This is a genomic window from Nocardioides sp. GCM10030259 (assembly GCF_042666375.1).
Lineage (GTDB): Bacteria > Actinomycetota > Actinomycetes > Propionibacteriales > Nocardioidaceae > Nocardioides.
The window spans coordinates 255809-273615 of record NZ_JBHTDF010000025.1; the positions used below are offsets into that span (position 1 = coordinate 255809).

Consider the following 17807-nt stretch of genomic DNA (forward strand, 5'->3'; position numbering starts at 1 on the left):
AAGGCCATGGCCCTGGTCCCGCTCGCGGTGCTGTCCGCAGCCTGGACCGCCAGCATCGCGACCACGGGTGCCGGCACCGCGCTCGCCGACGCTACGACCGACGCGACGCTGCCCGACGGCACCAGCCTGCCGGCCCAGCCGATCGAGGAGCCTGCGAGCGTCACGTCGGCCTCCGGCGGCGCCGCCGAGGGAGTCGTCGGCAACGCGGAGCAGGCCGTTGCGACCGCCTCGACCTCCGGCATCCCCGCCGCCGCGCTCGCGGCGTACCAGCGGGCCGAGACCGTCATCAACTCCGCCGACCCCGCGTGCAACCTCACCTGGCAGCTCGTGGCAGCGATCGGCCGAGTCGAGTCCAACCACGGCAGCTTCGGCGGCAACACGCTCGACGACCAGGGCGTCGCGACGCCGGGCATCTTCGGCAAGCCGCTCAACGGCGGCGACGGCACCAGCCGGATCTCCGACACGGACGCCGGGCAGTACGACTCCGACGACGCCTGGGACCGCGCCGTCGGCCCGATGCAGTTCATTCCCTCCACCTGGTCGGTGGTCGGCGTCGACGCCGACGGTGACGGCCAGCGCAACCCCCAGGACGTCGACGACGCGGCCCTCGCGAGCGCCGTCTACCTCTGCTCGGGCAACGACGACCTGGGCACCACCGCCGGCCAGCGCGCCGCCGTGTTCCGCTACAACCACAGCGAGTCGTACGTCGACCTGGTGCTGTCGATCATGCAGGCCTACCTCGACGGCGAGTTCACCTCGGTCCCCAACGGCGTCACGTCGGCCGGCTACGTCGTGCCCGACCTGCCCGGCAAGACCGACCAGGGCAAGAAGCCGACCAAGGGCACCAAGGGCGGCGGCAACGGCGGCCAGGACGGCTCCGACGATGGCGGATCCACCGACACCGGGTCCGGCGACGGTGGCACCCAGCCGACCCAGGACCCGACCCAGCAGCCGCCGACGCAGCCGACCCAGGAGCCCACGCAGCAGCCGAGCCCCTCGCCGACCACCAAGGTGAGCGACCCCCCGAAGCTGCCGCTCCCGACTGTCACGCTCCCGGCGCTGCCGTCGACGTCGGTCACCCCGGTCGACACGCTCCTCACCGACGTCCAGGCGCGCGCCCAGTGCCTGCTCGACGGCTACATCGACAACATCCTGCGCACCGACGACCCGTTCGACCAGTGCGTCTACGCCTACACGCACTGACCTAGCGTCAGGCCCGGCTGAGCTCAGCCCCGGATGAACTGAGTGTTCGGCGCGACGCTCGGGAGCGCGACGACGGCGGTGTCGACCGAGGTCAGCCGCATCTCCCCGTCGGGGCCCGTGTCGCTGAGCAGCAGCAGGCTCGATCCGCTCTGGACGACGGCGCCGGAGTCGACGAGCTCGCCGTCCCTGGTGGCCTCGAAGGACTGCCCGGCCGTGACGGTCACCACGGCGCCCGCCTCCCCGACCCAGACGCCGACGAAGTCGCCGACGCTCGGTTCGGCGGTCGGTGTGGCGCTCGGTTCGACGGTCGGTGTGGCGCTCGGCTCGTCGCCCGGCGTCGGCTCGCCGGTGCCCTGCGAGGTCGTGCTGGGCGGCGGGGCCGTCCCGGACGTCGGATTGTTCCCGCTCCCGGTGTTGAGCACTCCGACGGCGACGGCGCCGAAGAGGACGATGAGCAGGACGAAGCCGGCGGCAAGAACCCATTTGACCGATCCCCCTGCCGGCTGGGCGCTAGTAGAGTCACTGGCCATGACCGCTCCCGGCCGGTCGAGCGGCATGCAGTGGCCCCCGGCGGTGTTGGCGGCGCTCGCGACAGCAGCGCTCATCGCGGCACGTCTGCTCGCGATCTCGCGGTTCGACGTCAACACGGCGGCGATGATCCTGCAGGTCTCGGGGACCGGCACGGCGCTGGCAGGAACGGCGCTGACACTGCTCCCGCCGGCCCTGTTCGGTGCGACCTTGTTCCTCGCGGTGGTCGCGTTCCTCGACGACTCCCTGCTCAGCACCGGCGTGCCGAACGCGTGGCTGCTGACCTTCGCCCTCGCGGCGACGGTGTGCCTGACGCCGCTGCCGTTCGCCGTGGCCACCCTCGCGCTGGTCGGGACGATCTGGCTGGCGGGGTGGGGCCTGCGGCGATCTCGCGGCGCGATCTCCATCAGGGCCGAGTTGCGGGGGAGCCGGATGCTGCGCGTCCTCCTGATGGTCCTGGTCGTGCTCCTGGCGCTGGCACCGCTGGTGCTGCAGCGGCCCTGGTTGCCCCTGCAGGCACTGACCCTGGAGGACGACACGGTGGTCGTGGGATACGTCCTGGGCAAGGCCGAGGGGAGGGTCGTCGTCATGAGCGATCGGGACCGCACCATCACGCTGATCGACCCGAAGGACATCAGCGCGCGGGAGATCTGCCAGGGCGGCGCCCAGCCCGGCGGCGTGCTCTCCGACGTCCCCCAGGTCACGGTCTCCGGCTCCGCGCTCGGGCTGCTGCTGTGGGGGGACGAGACCCCGAGCTACCCCGTCTGCCCCGACCCCGACTGAGGCCGTGGTCGTGGAGCCATCGGGCACGACAACCACCTCCTGCCTCGCGAACCAGCAGACGGCCCCAAGAGGACTCCACACTGTCTCCGCTGCCGGACGCGTCGCAATGGCACGTCCGAGCCATGTGCCCGGCGGGAGGGTCGGGCGTCAGCGAGCCAGCAGGCGGCCGACCTCGCTGGCCCAATAGGTGAGCACCACGTCGGCGCCGGCGCGCCGGATCGAGGTCAGCGTCTCGAGGATGGCTGCCTCACGGTCGATCCAGCCGTTCGCGGCGGCGGCCTCGACCATGGCGTACTCGCCCGAGATGTTGTACGCCGCGACCGGCACGTCGACGGCGTCGCGAACCTGGCGCAGCACGTCGAGGTAGGCCAGGGCCGGCTTCACCATGACGATGTCGGCGCCCTCCTGCACGTCGAGCAGCACCTCGCGGACGCCCTCGCGGGCGTTGCCGGGGTCCTGCTGGTAGGTGCGCCGGTCACCCTGGAGCGAGGAGTCGACGGCCTCACGGAAGGGGCCGAAGAAGGCGGAGGCGTACTTCGCCGAGTAGGCCAGGATCGACACGTCGGTGTGCGCGGCCGCGTCGAGCGCGGCCCGGACCACCGCCACCTGGCCGTCCATCATGCCGCTGGGGCCGACCATGTCGACGCCGGCGTGGGCCTGGGCGCGGGCCATCTCGGCGTACGCCGCGAGCGTGCGGTCGTTGTCGACCTTGCCGTCGGGCGTCAGCACGCCGCAGTGGCCGTGGTCGGTGAACTCGTCGAGGCAGAGGTCGCTCATCACGGTGAGCGCGTCGCCGACCTCGGCGACCACGTCGGTGATCGCGAGGTTGAGGATGCCGGCCGGGTCGATCGCGCCGGACCCCTCGGCGTCCTTGTGCTCCGGGATGCCGAAGAGCATCACGCCGCCGAGGCCGAGCTCGGCCGCCTCGGCGACCGCCTTCAGCAGCGTCGAGCGCGTGTGCTGGACGACGCCGGGCATCGACGAGATCGGACGCGGCTCGTCGAGGCCCTCGCGCACGAAGAGCGGCAGCACGAGCTGCCGCGCCTCGAGGGACGTCTCCCCCACCATCCGGCGCAGCGCCGGCGTGGTGCGCAGGCGCCGCGGCCGGATCGTCGGCCCGACGACGGGAGGGACGTCCCCGTGGCTCATTCGGCCTTGGCCTTCCGACGCGCGGAGGTCTTGCGCTCGGACGGCTTGGTGACCGGCTGGCCCGCCTCGAGCAGCGAGATCCGGCGGGCGGCGCCGAAGTCGGCGAGCGCGTCGACCAGCTCCTCGACGTCGGGCTTGCTGGCCAGCACGTCGACCCGGAGCCCGTGCTCCTCGGCGGTCTTCGCCGTGGCGGGACCGATCACCGCGATCACCGTGGAGGCGTGCGGCTTGCCGGCGATGCCGACGAGGTTCCGCACGGTCGAGGACGACGTGAAGACGACCGCGTCGAAACGGCCGGTCTTGATGGCGTCACGCGTCTCGGGCGGCGGCGGAGCGGCCCGCACCGTGCGGTACGCCGTGACGTCGTCGCACTCCCAGCCGAGGTCGATGAGGCCGGCGACGAGGTTCTCGGTAGCGATGTCGGCGCGGGGCAGGAAGACCCGGTTGATGGGGTCGAGCAGCTCGTCGTACTCCGGCCAGTCGGCCAGCAGGCCGGCCGCCGACTGCTCGCCCGACGGCACCAGGTCGGCGCGCAGGCCCCAGTCGGCGATCGCCTGGGCGGTCTTGTCGCCGACCGCCGCGATCTTCAGGCCGGAGAAGGCACGGGCGTCGAGGCCGTACTCCTCGAACTTCTCGCGCACCGCCTTGACGGCGTTGACCGAGGTGAACGCGATCCACTCGTAGCGACCCTCGACGAGGCCGCGGACGGCCTTGTCCATCTGCTGCGGGTTGCGCGGCGGCTCGACGGAGATCGTGGGCACCTCGTCCGGCACGGCGCCGTAGCCGCGGAGCCGCTCGGACAGCGAGCCCGCCTGCTCCTTGGTGCGCGGCACCAGCACGCGCCAGCCGAAGAGCGGCTTGGTCTCGAACCACGACAGCGTCTGGCGCAGGTCGACGACGTCACCGACGACGGTGACGGCCGGCGGGGCCATCCGGGCGGCGCGCGCGTCGGCGGCGATCCGCTCCAGGGTGGAGGCGACCGTGGCCTGCTCGGTGGTGGTGCCGACGCGGGTCATCGCGACCGACGTCTCCGGCGCCCGGCCGGCGGCGACGAGCGCCTTGGCGATGTCGCCGATCTGGCCGACGGCCGAGAGCAGCACGAGGGTGCGCTTGTCGGCGTACTGGCTCCAGTCCACCTTGTCGCCGCAGGTCACGACCGCCACCTCGCGGTGGTCCTTGGTGGTGAGCGGGATGCCGGCGTACGCCGGGACCGCGTTGACCGACGACACACCCGGCACGATCTCGAAGGCGAGGCCGGCCTTCACGCAGGCCTGGGCCTCCTCGGGGCCGGAGGCGTAGAGGAACGGGTCGCCGGCCATCAGGCGGACGACGCGCTGGCCCTTCTTGGCGTGCCTGACGACGACCTTGCCGCGGGCGGCGTGCGTCAGGGGCTGTCCGTCCTCACCGAAGCCGCCGTCGACGATCTCGGGGCCGACCGGCTCGGAGTCCTCGGTGGCGACCGGCAGGCACAGGACCTTGCGGATCAGGTCGGTGTGCTCCGGAGCCTCGGTGATGACGACGTCCGCGCGCTGCAGCAGCTCGACGGCACGCACCGTGAGCAGGCCCGGGTCGCCGGGGCCACTGCCGACGAACGAGACCCAACCGCGCGGCTGGTCCTTCGGGGTGGTCTTGCCTCGGGTCATGCGTTCTGCACCTTGTCTAGCGAGTGGTCGTTCTCCGGCCGGTCCAGGTCGCCCGCGCCGTCGGCGAGCATCTCCTTGGCGAGCCGGTCGCCGACGCCGGCGGCGTCGGCGGGGTCACCGGTGGCGGACATCCGCACCGAGAGGCCCCCGTCGGGCGAGAGGGCGATCGCCCGCACCCACAGCTCCTCGCCGTCCTCGCCCTCGACCATCTCGGCCAGGGCTCCGATCGGCGCGGAGCAGCCTCCTTCCAGCGTCGCGAGCACGGCCCGCTCCGCCTCGACCGCCGCGCGGGCGCGGGGGTCGTCGAGCACCTCGCGGAGCTGCGCCGCGAGGTCGTCGTCCTGACGGCACTCGACCGCCAGCGCACCCTGCCCGGGAGCGGGGAGCATCTGCAGCGGGTCGAGCACCTCGGTCGCCTCGTCGAGCCGGCCGATCCGGGCCAGCCCGGCGCGCGCGAGCACGACGGCGTCGTACTCCCCCGAGCGCACCTTGCCGATCCGGGTGTCGACGTTGCCGCGGACGCCGGCGACCTCGACCCCGAGCCCGAGGGCGAGCAGCTGCGCGGCCCGCCGCGGCGAGCCGGTGCCGACGCGGCTGCCCACGGGCAGCTCGCCGAGGGTCAGGCCGTCGCGCGCGACGACGACGTCGCGCGGGTCCTCACGGCCCGGGATCGCGACCAGCGCGATGCCCTCGGCGGGGTACGTCGGGAGGTCCTTGAGCGAGTGCACGGCGACGTCCACGCGCCCGTCGAGCAACGCGTCGCGCAGGGCGCTGACGAAGACGCCGGTCGTGGCCGAGCCGGCCAGCGGGGTGCCGGCCGCCTGGGTGCGGTCGCCCTCGGTGGAGATCTCGACCAGCTCGATCTCGCGGCCGAGCAGCTCGGCGATCCGGTCGCCGACGAGCCGGGACTGGGTGGTCGCGAGCACCGACGCACGGGTGCCGACGCGGACGGGGGCGCTCATGACAGGGCCTCCGGCCGGGTCACGGCGTCGACCGCCTCCGGGTCGAGCGCGAAGAGCTCGGCGAGGGCTGCCGCGTAGGAGACGGCGCCGGTCTCGTTGGCCAGCTCCTTCACCCGCACGGTCGGCTCGTGGAGCAGCTTGTCGGCGACGCGGCGGACGGTGTGGAGCACCTCGGCGCGGGTCGCGTCGTCGAGCTCGGGCAGGCGGCCGGCGAGGCGCTCCATCTCGGCGTCGACGACCGCGGTCGCCATCGAGCGCAGCGCGACGACGGTCGGCGTGACGCTCGCCTGTCGACGGGCGGAGAGGAACGCCGCGACCTCCTGGGTGACGATCCGGCGGACCGCGGCGACCTCCTGGCCGGCGTCGGAGTCGCGCAGCTCCTCGGCGAGCTCGGTGAGGTTGACGAGGGTGACGCCCGGGAGGTCCCGGACCTCGGGGTCGACGTCGTGCGGGAGGGCGAGGTCGATGATCGAGAGCTCGCGGCCGTCGGCCGTGGCGGCCTCGACCATCGCCCGGGTGACGACGACGCCGGTCGAGCCGGTGCACGACACGACGACGTCGGCGAGCGCCAGCTCGCTCCCGAGGTCCGCGAGGTCGGCGGAGCGCGCGGCGTACTCGCTGGCGAGGCGCGCGGCCTTCCCGGCGGTGCGGTTGGCGACGGTGATGCTGGCCGCGCCGCGCCGCGAGACGGTCGCGGTCGCGAGGCCGGCCATCGCGCCGGCACCGAGCACCAGGACCCGCTTGCCGGACAGGTCGCCGACGGCCGCGTGGCTGCGGTCGAGCGCCGCCGAGACCAGTGACGGGGCCGCCCGGTCGATGTCGGTCTCGGCGCGGGCCCGCTTGCCGACCCGGAGCGCCTGCTGGAAGAGCACGTTGAGGGCAGGGCCGACCGTGCCGATCTCCTGGCCGGCGCTGAGCGCGTCGCGGGTCTGGCCGAGGATCTGGGCCTCGCCGAGGGCCATCGAGTCGAGGCCGGCGACCACCTGGAAGAGGTGGGACACCGCGCCGTCGTCGTAGTGGACGTAGAGGTGCGGGATCATCGACTCGGTAGAGGTGCCGGCGCGCTCGAGGAGCAGGCGGGAGACCTCCTCGACGCTGCCGTGGAAGCGGTCGACGTCGGCATAGATCTCGACGCGGTTGCAGGTCGCGATCACGGTCGCCTCGGTGACGTGCTCGCACGCGGCGACGTCGTCGATCAGCTTGCGGACGCCGTCGCCGTCGAGCGCGACCCGCTCCAGCAGGGCGACCGGCGCGGACTTGTGGGACACACCCACGACCAGGACGCTCATGACGCGGCTCCCTGGGTCTTGCGCTGCTCGTGGTAGGCGAGGATCTGCAGCTCGATGGAGAGGTCGACCTTGCGTACGTCGACCCGCTCGGGCACGGAGAGCACGATCGGCGCGAAGTTGAGGATGCTGGTGATGCCGCACGCGACCATCCGGTCGGCGACGTCCTGGGCCGCGACCGCCGGGGTGGCGATCACGCCGATGGCGACGTCGTGGTCGTGCACGATCTGCTCGAGGTCGGCGAACGGCCGGACCACCAGGCCCGCCACGACCTCCTCGTGGCGCGCCGGGTCGGCGTCGAGGAGGGCGACGGTGCGGAAGCCGCGGCTGCGGAAGCCGGAGTAGTTCGCGAGGGCCTGGCCGAGGTTGCCGATGCCGACGATGACGACCGGCCAGTCCTGGGTCACGCCGATCTCGCGGGCGATCTGGTAGCGGAGGTACTCGACGTCGTACCCGACCCCGCGGGTGCCGTAGCTGCCCAGGTAGGAGAGGTCCTTGCGGAGCTTGGCGCTGTTGACGCCTGCCGCGACCGCGAGCTCCTCGCTGGAGCAGGTGCTCGTGCCCTGCTCGGACAGCGTCGTGAGCGCTCGCAGGTAGACGGGCAGCCGTGCGACGGTCGCTTCGGGGATGTCCCGAGCGGTCTCGGATGAGGTCCGTGCGGTCACTGCTCTTGTCTTTCCATAGCCAGGGGCTGCTGGGCCGTCGCCGGGCGCGGGGGCGGGGGCCTCCGAACCTGACGGCCCGTTCACTGTAGGAGTTTGTGAACGGGAGAACAAAACGGAGCGATCGGGCTGCCCGGGAGCGGCTAGCACATGTGAGATGACCCACCCGGAGCGGGGGTCCGCGAGGTCGCGGCCGCCGACCCCTCCGGTCCCGCGGCCGGCGGCCGATAGTGCCCAGAGTCGCGTCCCCTGACGACGCCCGTCAGCCACTTCGAGGAGCCTTCATGGACAGCGTGTCGAACACGCCCCCCGCACCCGCCACCGGACTCGCCGGATGGTGGTCCGCCCGGCGGATCCGGACCAAGGTCCTGGTCCCGGCCGTCGTCGGCGTCACCGCCGCCCTGGCCGTGGGGGTCCTCGGGATGGTGCAGCTGTCGCGGACGGCCGAGACCAGCCAGGAGATCTACGACAACAACCTGAGCGCGGTGAAGGTGCTCGGCGAGATCGCCGTGACGCGCAAGAGCATCTCGCTCAGCGCCCGCGACATCCTGCTCGTCGGTGACGGCGCCGACCGGCAGGCGGTCCTCGACGAGTACGCCGGGCTCCAGGACACCTTCCTGCAACAGCTCGACGAGTACGTCGCCACCGGCGTCACCACGGCCAACATGGCGCACGTCGACAAGATCCGCGCGCTGCTGACGAAGTACATCGACGCGGTCGACACCGAGCTCGGCCCGATCGCTCAGCAGCAGGACCTCGGTCGCTGGCTGGAGGTCAACAACTCCGCGGTCTCCCCGATCGCCGAGGAGATCAGCGCCGAGCTCGGTGCGGTCTCCGACTCCGAGGCGGCCCAGGCCAAGGACGCGGCGGCCGACGCCCGCTCGGCGTACACGAGCGCCCGTACGACCTCGATCCTCGTGCTCGCGCTCGGCATCGTCGCCGTCCTGGCGATCGGGCTGCTCGTCGCCCGCGGCATCGCCGGCAGCGTCGCCCGGCTGCGCCGCGTGACCGACGCCCTGGCCGAGGGCGACCTGACCCGCACCAGCGGTGTCGCCAGCCGCGACGAGATCGGCGAGATGAGCGCCAGCCTCGACGCCGCGACCGGCAACCTGCGCGGCCTGATCGGCACGATGGGCGAGTCGTCGGAGGCCCTGGCCGCCGCGTCGGAGGAGCTGTCGGCGTCCTCGCAGCAGATCGCCGCGGGCGCCGAGGAGACCTCGGTGCAGGCGGGTGTGGTCTCGGGTGCGGCCGAGGAGGTCTCGCGCAACGTGCAGACCGTGGCGGCCGGCTCGGAGCAGATGGGTGCCTCGATCCGGGAGATCGCGACCTCCGCCAACGACGCGGCCCGGGTGGCCTCGCAGGCGGTGTCGATGGCCGAGACCACCAACGAGTCGGTCTCGCGGCTCGGTGTCTCGAGCCAGGAGATCGGCAACGTGGTCAAGACGATCACCTCGATCGCCGAGCAGACCAACCTCCTCGCCCTCAACGCGACCATCGAGGCCGCCCGCGCCGGCGAGGCCGGCAAGGGCTTCGCCGTCGTCGCCAACGAGGTCAAGGAGCTCGCACAGGAGACCGCCCGCGCGACCGAGGACATCGCCCGCCGCGTCGAGGCCATCCAGGCCGACACCACCGGCGCCGTCGACGCCATCGGCGAGATCTCGACGATCATCGCCTCCATCAACGACTACCAGCTCACCATCGCCTCCGCGGTGGAGGAGCAGACCGCCACGACCAACGAGATGTCCCGCAACGTCGCCGAGGCCTCCACCGGCTCGAACGAGATCGCCACGAACATCAACGGCGTCTCCAGCGCGGCGGCCGCGACGACGCAGGCGCTGGCGCAGAGCCACAGCGCCGTCGACGAGGTCTCGCGGATGGCGGCCGAGCTGCGCGGGTCCGTGGCCCGCTTCACGTTCTGACCCGGAAGGGTCAGTGCGGGGCGAGCGCCGCCCGGAGGCGGCGCTCGTCCACCCTCCAGAAGTCGTGCTGGCGGCCGTCGACGAACGTCACGGGGATCTCCTCGGCGAAGCGCTCGCCCAGCTCCGGGTCGTCGTCGATCGAGACCTCGACGTACTCCTCCCCGAGGTCGGCGCAGACGCGCTCGATGACGGCCCGGGCTTCGTCGCACAGGTGGCAGCCCGGCCGCGAGTAGAGCGTGATCCTCGGGTCGGCCACGGTCACTCCAGGAGGCCGAGGGTCCGACGTCGCTCGATGCCGCGCAGCCGGCCCTTCTGCACCTTGCCGGTGATCGTCCGGGGCAGCTCGTCGACGACCTCGATGCGCGACGGCTGCTTGAACCGCGCGAGCCGGGACACGCAGTGCGCGCGCACCGCCTCCTCGAGCGCGTCGGGATCGGCGCCCGGAGCGCGGACGTAGGCGACGACGGCCTCGCCGGTCTGCTCGTCGTCGACCCCGATCACCGCGGCCTCGACGACCCCGGGGACCTCCTCGATGACATCCTCGACCTCGACCGGGTAGACGTTGAAGCCCGACACGATGACCAGCTCCTTGAGCCGGTCGACGAGGAAGAGGTCGCCGCTCTCGTCGAGGAAGCCGACGTCGCCGGTCGGCCACCAGCCGTCGCCGTCCGGGCCCTCCGCGCCGTCGGGCCAGTAGCCGCTGAAGAGGTTGGCACCGCGGATCGAGATCTCGCCGGGATCGCCGCCCTCCGGCGGGCGACCGTCGTCGTCGACCAGCCGGATCTCGACGCCGGGCAGCGCCGCACCGACCGATCCGGACTGCAGGATCGCGCTGCACAGCGTGCTGGTCACGACGGGCGACGCCTCGGTGAGGCCGTAGCCCTGGTGCACCTGGACGCCGCTGCGCTCGGTGAAGTCCTCCATGACCTCGGCACTCAGGGGCGCGGACCCGGAGAGGATCAGCCGGACCGGGCCGAGCCGCTCGCGCAGGTCGGGCTCCGAGCGCCAGTACGCCAGGACCGGCGGCGCGATCGGCACGACGCTGCACGCCTCGTCGTCGATGATCGCGAGCGTCTCCTGCGGGTCGAACCGCTCGACGAGCACGAGCTTCGCGCGGCGCCGCAGCACGCTGCCGAGCACGGCGTTCAGGCCGTAGACGTGGAAGAGCGGCAGCACGCCGAGCACGACGTCGTCGCCGTGGATCATCGGCGGCTCGACCTGCGCACACTGCTCGATGTTGGCCAGCAGCGCGCGGTGGCTGAGCATCGCCGCGCGCGGACGGCCGGACGTGCCGCTGGTGTAGAGCAGCGCGGCCAGCTTGTCGGGGTCCTGCAGGGGCGGGACCGGCCGGGCCGGCCCGGCGCGCAGGTCGTCGTACGACGACTCGCCGACCACGACGAGGTGGGGCGACGGGTCGAGCGTGTCGAGGGCCGCGCGGACGGCGTCGACGGTCGACGCGTCGGCGACCGCCATCCGCGAGCCGGAGTCGTCGAGCATCCGGGCCAGCTCTCCGACCGCCGAGCCGGGGTTGACCGGCACGGCCACGGCCTGGGCCCGGAGCACGCCGAGGTAGGTGGTCACGAACTCGATCCGGTTGCCCAAGGCGATCAGCACCCGGTGGCCGCCGAGGACGCCCGCCCCGGTGAGGCCGGTGGCGATCCGGCCGACCTCGTCGTCCAGCTCCGCCCAGGTCAGGCTGCGCCCGCCGGCCTCGACGACCGCCAGTCGGTCAGGGCTCTCGACGGCCGCACTGGTCACCAGGTCGGCCACGTCGGGGATGGCGGACATGAGGGGATACTTCCACATCCCGCAGTGACTCAAGCTGGGTCTACCCTGCCGATGTGACGCCACCGGACCGCAGACCGCGACCGCTGAACCTGCAGCTGCGGTCGACCCTTGCCGGCGAGGCCGCGGCCTCCGCGGCCGAGGTCGAGTCGGCGCTGACTCCACCGCTCGATGCGCAGGCCGCGGCGTTCTTCGACGTCGACAACACCGTGATGCAGGGCGCGAGCATCTTCCACCTCGCCCGCGGGCTGCACCGGCGCAAGTTCTTCACGACGCGCGAGATCCTGGGCGCGGCCTGGAAGCAGACCTACTTCCGGGTGGTCGGCGTCGAGGACCCCGAGCACGTCGCGGACGCACGGTCCTCGGCCCTGGGCTTCATCGCCGGGCACACCGTCGCCGAGCTCCAGTCGCTGGGCGAGGAGATCTTCGAGGAGGGCATGGCGCACCGGATCTGGCCGGGCACCCGGGCGCTCGCCCAGCTGCACCTCGACGAGGGCCAGCGCGTGTGGCTGGTGACCGCCGCCCCGATCGAGATCGCCCAGATCATCGCCCGCCGGCTCGGCCTGACCGGCGCCCTCGGCACGGTCGCCGAGCACGTCGACGGCGTCTACACCGGCCGGCTCGTCGGCGACCTCCTGCACGGGCCGGCGAAGGGCGAGGCGGTCAAGGCGCTGGCCACCCGCGAGGGGCTCGACCTAAGGCGCTGCTCGGCGTACTCCGACTCCTACAACGACCTCCCGATGCTCTCGCTCGTCGGTGACCCGTGCGCGATCAACCCGGACGCCAGGTTGCGGCACCACGCCCGCGAGCAGGGCTGGCGGATCCGCGACTACCGCACCGGCCGCAAGGCGCTGCGCGTCGGGATCGCCGCCGGCGCAGTCGCGGGCGCCGCGACCGGCACCGTCGCGGCCGGCCTCGCGCTGCGCAGCAAGCGCCGCTGAAACCTCGGAGCGGGGTGACATCGCCCACACCAAGCCTTTGCCCCGCAGCCGGTTCACAGAGCCGTAACTCCTGTTTACGATGACGGAGGCTTCCACCGGAGCCAGTCTTGGGAGGGCTGTTCGGCGATGGCAGGAGACGCGCACGACCCGGCGGGCGGACTCGACGTCCTCCGCCGACTCGTCGCCGAGGTCCTGTGCGCCCAGCGCCCCGTTCTCGCCGGTCTTCCCGCCGGTCTCCCGTCCGGCTTCCTCGCGAGCGAGGCCGCGACCGACAGGTCCGCGAGCGCCGCAGGAGGCTCCGGGGGGTACGGCGACGCCGGCCTCGCCGCCTCCTCCGAGGAGGACGAGGGCGAGCGCACCCGCCTGATCGCGCTGGTCGAGCTCGCCCGCCAGGGCGACACCGAGGCGTTCGGCCTGCTCTACGACCACTACCACGGGTCGGTCTACCGCTTCCTCTTCTACCGGACCCGGTCGGGCACGCTGGCCGAGGACCTCACCTCGGAGACCTTCTTCCGCGCGCTGCGGAGCATGAACAACTTCCGGTGGCAGGGCAAGGACTTCGGCGCCTGGCTGATGACGATCGCGCGCAACCTCGCGACCGACCACTTCAAGGCCGGGCGCACCCGCCTCGAGCTGACCACCGAGGACATGAGCCTCCACGACGACGCGACCGACGGCCCCGAGGGCACCGTGATCGCGGGCATCACCAACGAGATCCTGATGCAGGCCCTCACCGAGCTGCCGGCCGAGCAGCGCGACTGCCTGGTGATGCGCTTCCTGCAGGGCATGAGCATCGCCGAGACGGCCGCCGTCCTGGGCCGCAGCGACGGTGCCGTGAAGCAGCTGCAGCTGCGCGGGGTGCGCAACCTCGCCAAGCTGATGCCGGAAGGACTCCGGGACTGATGGCAGTCTGCTTCGAAATCGTTCACGTCATCGGCGGCGCTCCCGTAACTCCGCCGGTTCTCCCGTCGTTGGAGTCGACATGACATGGGGGAACAGGGCGCGGCAGCGCGCCGACGAGTTCGAGAGCCTGGTCGAGCGATCCTCGACGGGCGAGCGGGCTCACGTGGAGACGCGGGATGCGGAGCTCCTGGAGCTCGTCGGGGCCCTGCGGTCGGTCCCCGACCCGCAGCCGCGCCCGGAGTTCGTGGCCGACCTGCGCGCGCAGCTGATGGCCGAGGCCGAGACCGCGCTCGTGCCCGACGACCTGTCCAAGCTGCGGCTGCCGCCGCGCCGGACGGCCCGGGAGCGCCGGCTCGCCGCGATCGTCGGCGGCCTGGCGATCGCCGGCGCGACCACCTCGGTCGCCGTCGCGTCGCAGTCCGCGCTGCCCGGCGAGTCCCTCTACCCGATCAAGCGCGTCATCGAGTCCGCCCAGGCGACCCTGTCGCCGAGCGAGGCCCGCCGGGGCAGCATCGAGCTGTCCGCCGCCACCGACCGGCTCGAGGAGGCCGCGGCGCTCGCCGCGTCCGACGACTTCGGCGCGCAGGAGCGCGTCGCCCCGACGCTCGCCACGTTCAGCGACCAGGCGACCACGGGCGCCGACCTGCTCTTCGCCGACTACGCCGACAACGGCCGGGAGGCGTCGATCGCGAAGCTGCGCGACTTCGCCTCGAGCAGCCTGACCAGGCTGGAGGACCTCGAGCAGATCGTGCCCAACGACGCCCGTGACGAGCTCATCGCCGCCGCCAACGTCGTCGCCCAGATCGACGCCGAGGCCGCCCAGCAGTGTCCCGACTGCGGGGGCACGCCCATCGAGGCGTTCCCGCCGTCCCTGTTGGCCTCGCAGCCGATCGAGCTGCCGACGGTCGCACCGACCGGCGCCAAGGCCGGCGACGGCAAGGGCAAGGGCGACAAGCAGGACGGCGGCAAGAACGGCAAGGACGACCAGTCGCAGGGCGGCCAGGACTCCGGTGCCGACGGCACCCCCACCCTGCCGGACGTCGACGACGCGGTCGGCCCGGGCAGCGTGCTCGACCCGACCACCGTGCCGAAGCCGTCGCCCTCGCCCTCCGGTGGCACCAACCCCGTCAAGGACCTCACCGACGGCCTCACCGGCGTGCTCACCGGTGGCACGAAGCCGACGAGCAGCACGTCGTCCGGCACCGGCGGCAGCACCCCGGCGACCGAGCCGGTGACCGGCGCCGTCACCGGCACGGTCGAGGGCGTCACCGAGATCCTCCAGGGCGTGCTCGACCCGATCACGGGCACGCTGCTCCCGCCCCAGTAGCCGACGGGCGGGGCGTCAGCGGAAGACCGACTGGCGCTGCATCAGCAGCGAGTAGAGCGTCTGCTGGATCGTCTCGCGCACCTGGTCGGTGACGTTGAAGACCAGCATCGGGTCGTCGGCCGCGCCGGCGTCGAACTCGTCGGTGCGGATCGGCTCGCCGAACTCCAGCAGCCACTTCGAGGGCAGCGGCACGAGCCCGAGCGGGCCGAGGAGGGGGAAGAACGGCGTGATCGGGATGTACGGCACGCCGAGGAGCCGGGCGAGCGAGGGCAGGTTGCCGACCAGCGGGTAGATCTCCTCGGCGCCCACGACCGACAGCGGGACGATCGGGACGCCGGTGCGGACCGCGGCCGCGACGAACCCGCCGCGGCCGAACCGCTGGAGCTTGTAGCGCTCGGCGTACGGCTTCCCGATGCCCTTGAAGCCCTCGGGCCAGACCCCGACCAGCTCGCCGTTGCGGAGCATCCGCTCGGCGTCCTCGTTGCACGCGAGGGTGGCGCCGCTGCGTCGGGCGATCGAGCTGACGAACGGGAGCTTGAAGACCAGGTCGGCACCCAGGGGGCGCAGGAAGCGACCGGCGTGGTCGTGGATGGACACCATCGTCATCAGCCCGTCGACCGGGATGGTGCCCGAGTGGTTGGAGACCACGAGCGCGCCGCCGTCGGACGGGATGTTCTCGACGCCGCGCACCTCGATGCGGAACCACTTCTCGGCGATCGGGCGCAGCGCCGACATCAGGAACCGCTCGGTGACCTCCTGGTCGAAGCCGTACTCGTCGACGGCGTAGTCGCCGGTGATCCGGCGGCGCAGGAACGCCAGGAACCGGGCGAGCTGGAGCTCCCAGTCGTCGCCGAACACCTCCACGGCGGCGTGCTGGAAGGCCGCCAGCCAGTCGGCGGCGGGGATCCCGCCCTTCGGCGTCGGCTCCTCGGTGGTGACCGGGCCGCGCGCGACGGTCTCCTCGACGGACTCGACGACGGGCTCAGCGACGGGCTCAGCGACGGGCTCTGCGACGGGCTCGGGCCGAGGCTCCGCCTTCGGCGCCTGCTTCTTCGGGGCGAGGCCGCGGGCCGCCGAGGACGGCTGGGTGCCGGTGCCGCGCCCCGGGCGGCCGCGGGTGCCGATGGGGATGATCTCCGCGTCACCCATGGTCGCTCCCGACCGGCGCGGCGTCGGGCAGCCGCGCTCCGAGGCCGTCCAGCACGCGCTCCGCGCGTCCTCTCGCGCCGGCGAGCGGCGCTGCGAAGTCCGCGAAGGCGCTCGCGGTGGTGAACGTCGGCTCGAAGCCGAGGTCGGTGCGCATCCGGGTCGTGTCGACGCCCCGGCCGTAGGTGAGGAAGGAGGTCTGCTCCGGCGAGAAGTCGGCGAGCCTGGCCGAGCGGAGCAGCGAGCCGACGTTGCCGACCGCGAACGACGGCAGCACGGCCGTCGGGCGGCGCAGCCGGCGCAGCGCCTGGGACAGCATCAGGATGCCGTCCCCGGCGACGTTGAAGGTGCCCGGGACCTCCGCACGCGACGCGTGCAGCAGCACGTCGAGCAGGTCCTGCTCGTGCAGGAACTGCAGCCGCGCGTCGTGACCGAGGACGGTCGGGATGACCGGCAGCCGGAAGTACGACGTGATCGGGCTGGTGACGTGCGGACCGATGACGTTGGCGGCGCGCAGCAGCGTCACGCGGACGTCGGGGCGCCGGCGGGCGAAGCCGCGGACGTACCCCTCGATCTCGGCGATGTCCTTCGCGTAGCCGGACCGCGGCGCCCGCCGCGGCTCCATGTCCTCGGTGAACATCGCCGGGTCGCGGCTGCTCGCGCCGTACATCGTCGTCGTCGACTTCACGACGAGCGTGCGCAGCCCCGGCGCCTTCTGGCACGCGGCCAGGAGCTGCATCGTCCCGATGACGTTGAGCTCCTTCATCGTGTTGCGACCCCCGGCGCTGCCGGGGGTCGAGATCACGCTCATGTGGACGACGGTGTCGACGTCCTCCTTGACGATGACCTTCGCGATGACGGGGTTGCGGATGTCGGCGCGGACGAACGAGACGTCGCCGATGTCGCCGCGCGGTGGCACGGCGTCGACGCCGACGACCCGGGCGACCCCGGGGTCGGCAGCGGCAGCGCGCGCGAACCTCCGGCCGAGGTCACGTGAGACCCCGGTGACGAGGACGACCCTGCCGGCGCTGCCCATACGGCGACGAGCGCGAGGCCTACTTGCCGAGCTTGCGACGCTGGACGCGCGTCTTCTTCAGCAGCTTGCGGTGCTTCTTCTTGGCCATGCGCTTGCGCCGCTTCTTGATGACAGAACCCACGGGGAAACCTTTCAACAGCCGTACAGCCGCCTCCGGACGGACCCGGAGGACCGGGTCAGCCTATCGGGGTGCGCTCGCCCGGCAGAATCGGCCGGTCAGCCCGCGCTGTAGAAGCTCTTGCGGAGGTACTCGTCGACGTCCGACTCGAGGACGCGGAACGAGCGTCCGACCCGGACCGCCGGCAGCTCGCCGCCGTGGACGAGCCGGTAGACGGTCATCTTGGAGACGCGCATCATCGCCGCCACCTCGGCGACGGTGAGGAACTTCGAGTCGTTGATGTCCCCGGAACTGGTAGCCATCGTGCACCGATTCTTTCTGTCGGACGCGCCACCGGCTTCCCCACCGGTGCTGACACGCGCCATGCCTCCGTGAGAATAGAGCCTGATGTGACTCGTGGGGAAGAGGTTCATCAA

At 72.6% G+C, this 17807-nt stretch carries 18 protein-coding genes; 6 read left to right on the top strand and 12 right to left on the bottom strand.

All coding sequences use genetic code 11. The features are described from left to right. The first annotated feature begins 6 nt into the window (after nucleotides 1–6). Nucleotides 7–1203, top strand: a complete 1197-nt coding sequence (locus ACFQQI_RS20685) for a lytic transglycosylase domain-containing protein (RefSeq protein ID WP_378568098.1) — start codon at nucleotides 7–9, stop codon at nucleotides 1201–1203. Between the two features lie 23 nt (nucleotides 1204–1226). Here the strand turns inward: ACFQQI_RS20685 and ACFQQI_RS20690 are convergent, their stop codons facing one another. Beyond that, the gene (locus ACFQQI_RS20690; protein ID WP_378568100.1) at nucleotides 1227–1733 is read right to left on the bottom strand and encodes a hypothetical protein; all 507 of its coding nucleotides are present in this window, start codon (nucleotides 1731–1733) and stop codon (nucleotides 1227–1229) included. Between ACFQQI_RS20690 and ACFQQI_RS20695 the strand changes: the two genes are divergently transcribed. Then, nucleotides 1732–2514, top strand: a complete 783-nt coding sequence (locus ACFQQI_RS20695) for a hypothetical protein (protein WP_378568102.1) — start codon at nucleotides 1732–1734, stop codon at nucleotides 2512–2514. The genes ACFQQI_RS20690 and ACFQQI_RS20695 overlap by 2 nt on opposite strands. Nucleotides 2515–2661: 147 nt before the next feature. Here ACFQQI_RS20695 and hemB read toward each other — a convergent pair whose 3' ends face one another. From hemB to ACFQQI_RS20720, 5 genes are read right to left on the bottom strand one after another with little or no spacing between them, the layout of a single operon-like run. Continuing rightward, nucleotides 2662–3663: a porphobilinogen synthase gene (gene hemB / locus ACFQQI_RS20700; RefSeq protein ID WP_378568104.1), complete on the bottom strand. Its 1002-nt coding sequence runs from the start codon at nucleotides 3661–3663 to the stop codon at nucleotides 2662–2664. After that, nucleotides 3660–5306 (bottom strand): uroporphyrinogen-III synthase, encoded by a 1647-nt coding sequence (locus tag ACFQQI_RS20705; protein WP_378568106.1) that lies wholly within the window; start codon nucleotides 5304–5306, stop codon nucleotides 3660–3662. The genes hemB and ACFQQI_RS20705 overlap by 4 nt, the downstream gene beginning before the upstream one ends. Then, entirely contained in the window at nucleotides 5303–6268 is a 966-nt protein-coding gene (hemC, locus tag ACFQQI_RS20710) for a hydroxymethylbilane synthase (protein WP_378568108.1), read from the bottom strand. The genes ACFQQI_RS20705 and hemC overlap by 4 nt, the downstream gene beginning before the upstream one ends. Next, nucleotides 6265–7557, bottom strand: coding sequence for a glutamyl-tRNA reductase (locus ACFQQI_RS20715; protein WP_378568110.1), 1293 nt, complete (start codon nucleotides 7555–7557; stop codon nucleotides 6265–6267). Before ACFQQI_RS20715 ends, hemC begins: the two co-directional genes overlap by 4 nt. Then, complete coding sequence (locus ACFQQI_RS20720; protein WP_378568112.1) at nucleotides 7554–8219, bottom strand: redox-sensing transcriptional repressor Rex; 666 nt, start codon at nucleotides 8217–8219, stop codon at nucleotides 7554–7556. Before ACFQQI_RS20720 ends, ACFQQI_RS20715 begins: the two co-directional genes overlap by 4 nt. A gap of 281 nt (nucleotides 8220–8500) precedes the next feature. On the opposite strand from ACFQQI_RS20720, the gene ACFQQI_RS20725 reads away from it, so the two are divergent. Next, the gene (locus ACFQQI_RS20725; RefSeq protein WP_378568114.1) at nucleotides 8501–10135 is read left to right on the top strand and encodes a methyl-accepting chemotaxis protein; all 1635 of its coding nucleotides are present in this window, start codon (nucleotides 8501–8503) and stop codon (nucleotides 10133–10135) included. A 10-nt stretch (nucleotides 10136–10145) separates the two neighbouring features. On the opposite strand, the gene ACFQQI_RS20730 is transcribed toward ACFQQI_RS20725, so the two are convergent. Continuing rightward, entirely contained in the window at nucleotides 10146–10391 is a 246-nt protein-coding gene (locus ACFQQI_RS20730) for a glutaredoxin family protein (RefSeq protein WP_378568116.1), read from the bottom strand. Nucleotides 10392–10393: 2 nt separating this feature from the next. Further along, the gene (locus ACFQQI_RS20735; RefSeq protein WP_378568118.1) at nucleotides 10394–11923 is read right to left on the bottom strand and encodes a class I adenylate-forming enzyme family protein; all 1530 of its coding nucleotides are present in this window, start codon (nucleotides 11921–11923) and stop codon (nucleotides 10394–10396) included. Nucleotides 11924–11976: 53 nt separating this feature from the next. Between ACFQQI_RS20735 and ACFQQI_RS20740 the strand changes: the two genes are divergently transcribed. The 3 genes from ACFQQI_RS20740 (at nucleotide 11977) to ACFQQI_RS20750 (ending at nucleotide 15091) form a co-directional block, all read left to right on the top strand. Further along, nucleotides 11977–12861: an HAD family hydrolase gene (locus ACFQQI_RS20740; RefSeq protein ID WP_378568120.1), complete on the top strand. Its 885-nt coding sequence runs from the start codon at nucleotides 11977–11979 to the stop codon at nucleotides 12859–12861. A gap of 126 nt (nucleotides 12862–12987) precedes the next feature. Further along, nucleotides 12988–13764: a sigma-70 family RNA polymerase sigma factor gene (locus ACFQQI_RS20745; RefSeq protein ID WP_378568122.1), complete on the top strand. Its 777-nt coding sequence runs from the start codon at nucleotides 12988–12990 to the stop codon at nucleotides 13762–13764. A gap of 79 nt (nucleotides 13765–13843) precedes the next feature. Next, the gene (locus tag ACFQQI_RS20750) at nucleotides 13844–15091 is read left to right on the top strand and encodes a DUF5667 domain-containing protein (protein ID WP_378568124.1); all 1248 of its coding nucleotides are present in this window, start codon (nucleotides 13844–13846) and stop codon (nucleotides 15089–15091) included. 15 nt (nucleotides 15092–15106) lie between these two features. On the opposite strand, the gene ACFQQI_RS20755 is transcribed toward ACFQQI_RS20750, so the two are convergent. The 4 genes from ACFQQI_RS20755 to ACFQQI_RS20770 form a co-directional block, all read right to left on the bottom strand. Continuing rightward, the gene (locus ACFQQI_RS20755) at nucleotides 15107–16240 is read right to left on the bottom strand and encodes a 1-acyl-sn-glycerol-3-phosphate acyltransferase (protein WP_378568126.1); all 1134 of its coding nucleotides are present in this window, start codon (nucleotides 16238–16240) and stop codon (nucleotides 15107–15109) included. Then, the gene (locus tag ACFQQI_RS20760; RefSeq protein ID WP_378568128.1) at nucleotides 16233–17273 is read right to left on the bottom strand and encodes an NAD-dependent epimerase/dehydratase family protein; all 1041 of its coding nucleotides are present in this window, start codon (nucleotides 17271–17273) and stop codon (nucleotides 16233–16235) included. Before ACFQQI_RS20760 ends, ACFQQI_RS20755 begins: the two co-directional genes overlap by 8 nt. 19 nt (nucleotides 17274–17292) lie before the next feature. Beyond that, nucleotides 17293–17394 (bottom strand): 30S ribosomal protein bS22, encoded by a 102-nt coding sequence (locus tag ACFQQI_RS20765; RefSeq protein WP_008356322.1) that lies wholly within the window; start codon nucleotides 17392–17394, stop codon nucleotides 17293–17295. Between the two features lie 95 nt (nucleotides 17395–17489). Further along, nucleotides 17490–17693 (bottom strand): helix-turn-helix domain-containing protein, encoded by a 204-nt coding sequence (locus ACFQQI_RS20770; protein WP_183592710.1) that lies wholly within the window; start codon nucleotides 17691–17693, stop codon nucleotides 17490–17492. Nucleotides 17694–17807: the final 114 nt, after the last annotated feature.

Bases quoted from the DNA above. Each gene is read 5' to 3' on its own strand.
- ACFQQI_RS20690 (WP_378568100.1), bottom strand. From the start codon at position 1,733: ATGGCCAGTGACTCTACTAGCGCCCAGCCGGCAGGGGGATCGGTCAAA.
- ACFQQI_RS20725 (WP_378568114.1), top strand. From the start codon at position 8,501: ATGGACAGCGTGTCGAACACGCCCCCCGCACCCGCCACCGGACTCGCC.
- hemC (WP_378568108.1), bottom strand. From the start codon at position 6,268: ATGAGCGCCCCCGTCCGCGTCGGCACCCGTGCGTCGGTGCTCGCGACC.
- ACFQQI_RS20735 (WP_378568118.1), bottom strand. From the start codon at position 11,923: ATGTCCGCCATCCCCGACGTGGCCGACCTGGTGACCAGTGCGGCCGTC.
- ACFQQI_RS20695 (WP_378568102.1), top strand. From the start codon at position 1,732: ATGACCGCTCCCGGCCGGTCGAGCGGCATGCAGTGGCCCCCGGCGGTG.
- ACFQQI_RS20750 (WP_378568124.1), top strand. From the start codon at position 13,844: ATGACATGGGGGAACAGGGCGCGGCAGCGCGCCGACGAGTTCGAGAGC.
- ACFQQI_RS20715 (WP_378568110.1), bottom strand. From the start codon at position 7,557: ATGAGCGTCCTGGTCGTGGGTGTGTCCCACAAGTCCGCGCCGGTCGCC.
- ACFQQI_RS20755 (WP_378568126.1), bottom strand. From the start codon at position 16,240: ATGGGTGACGCGGAGATCATCCCCATCGGCACCCGCGGCCGCCCGGGG.
- ACFQQI_RS20685 (WP_378568098.1), top strand. From the start codon at position 7: ATGGCCCTGGTCCCGCTCGCGGTGCTGTCCGCAGCCTGGACCGCCAGC.
- ACFQQI_RS20705 (WP_378568106.1), bottom strand. From the start codon at position 5,306: ATGACCCGAGGCAAGACCACCCCGAAGGACCAGCCGCGCGGTTGGGTC.
- ACFQQI_RS20760 (WP_378568128.1), bottom strand. From the start codon at position 17,273: ATGGGCAGCGCCGGCAGGGTCGTCCTCGTCACCGGGGTCTCACGTGAC.
- hemB (WP_378568104.1), bottom strand. From the start codon at position 3,663: ATGAGCCACGGGGACGTCCCTCCCGTCGTCGGGCCGACGATCCGGCCG.
- ACFQQI_RS20770 (WP_183592710.1), bottom strand. From the start codon at position 17,693: ATGGCTACCAGTTCCGGGGACATCAACGACTCGAAGTTCCTCACCGTC.
- ACFQQI_RS20745 (WP_378568122.1), top strand. From the start codon at position 12,988: ATGGCAGGAGACGCGCACGACCCGGCGGGCGGACTCGACGTCCTCCGC.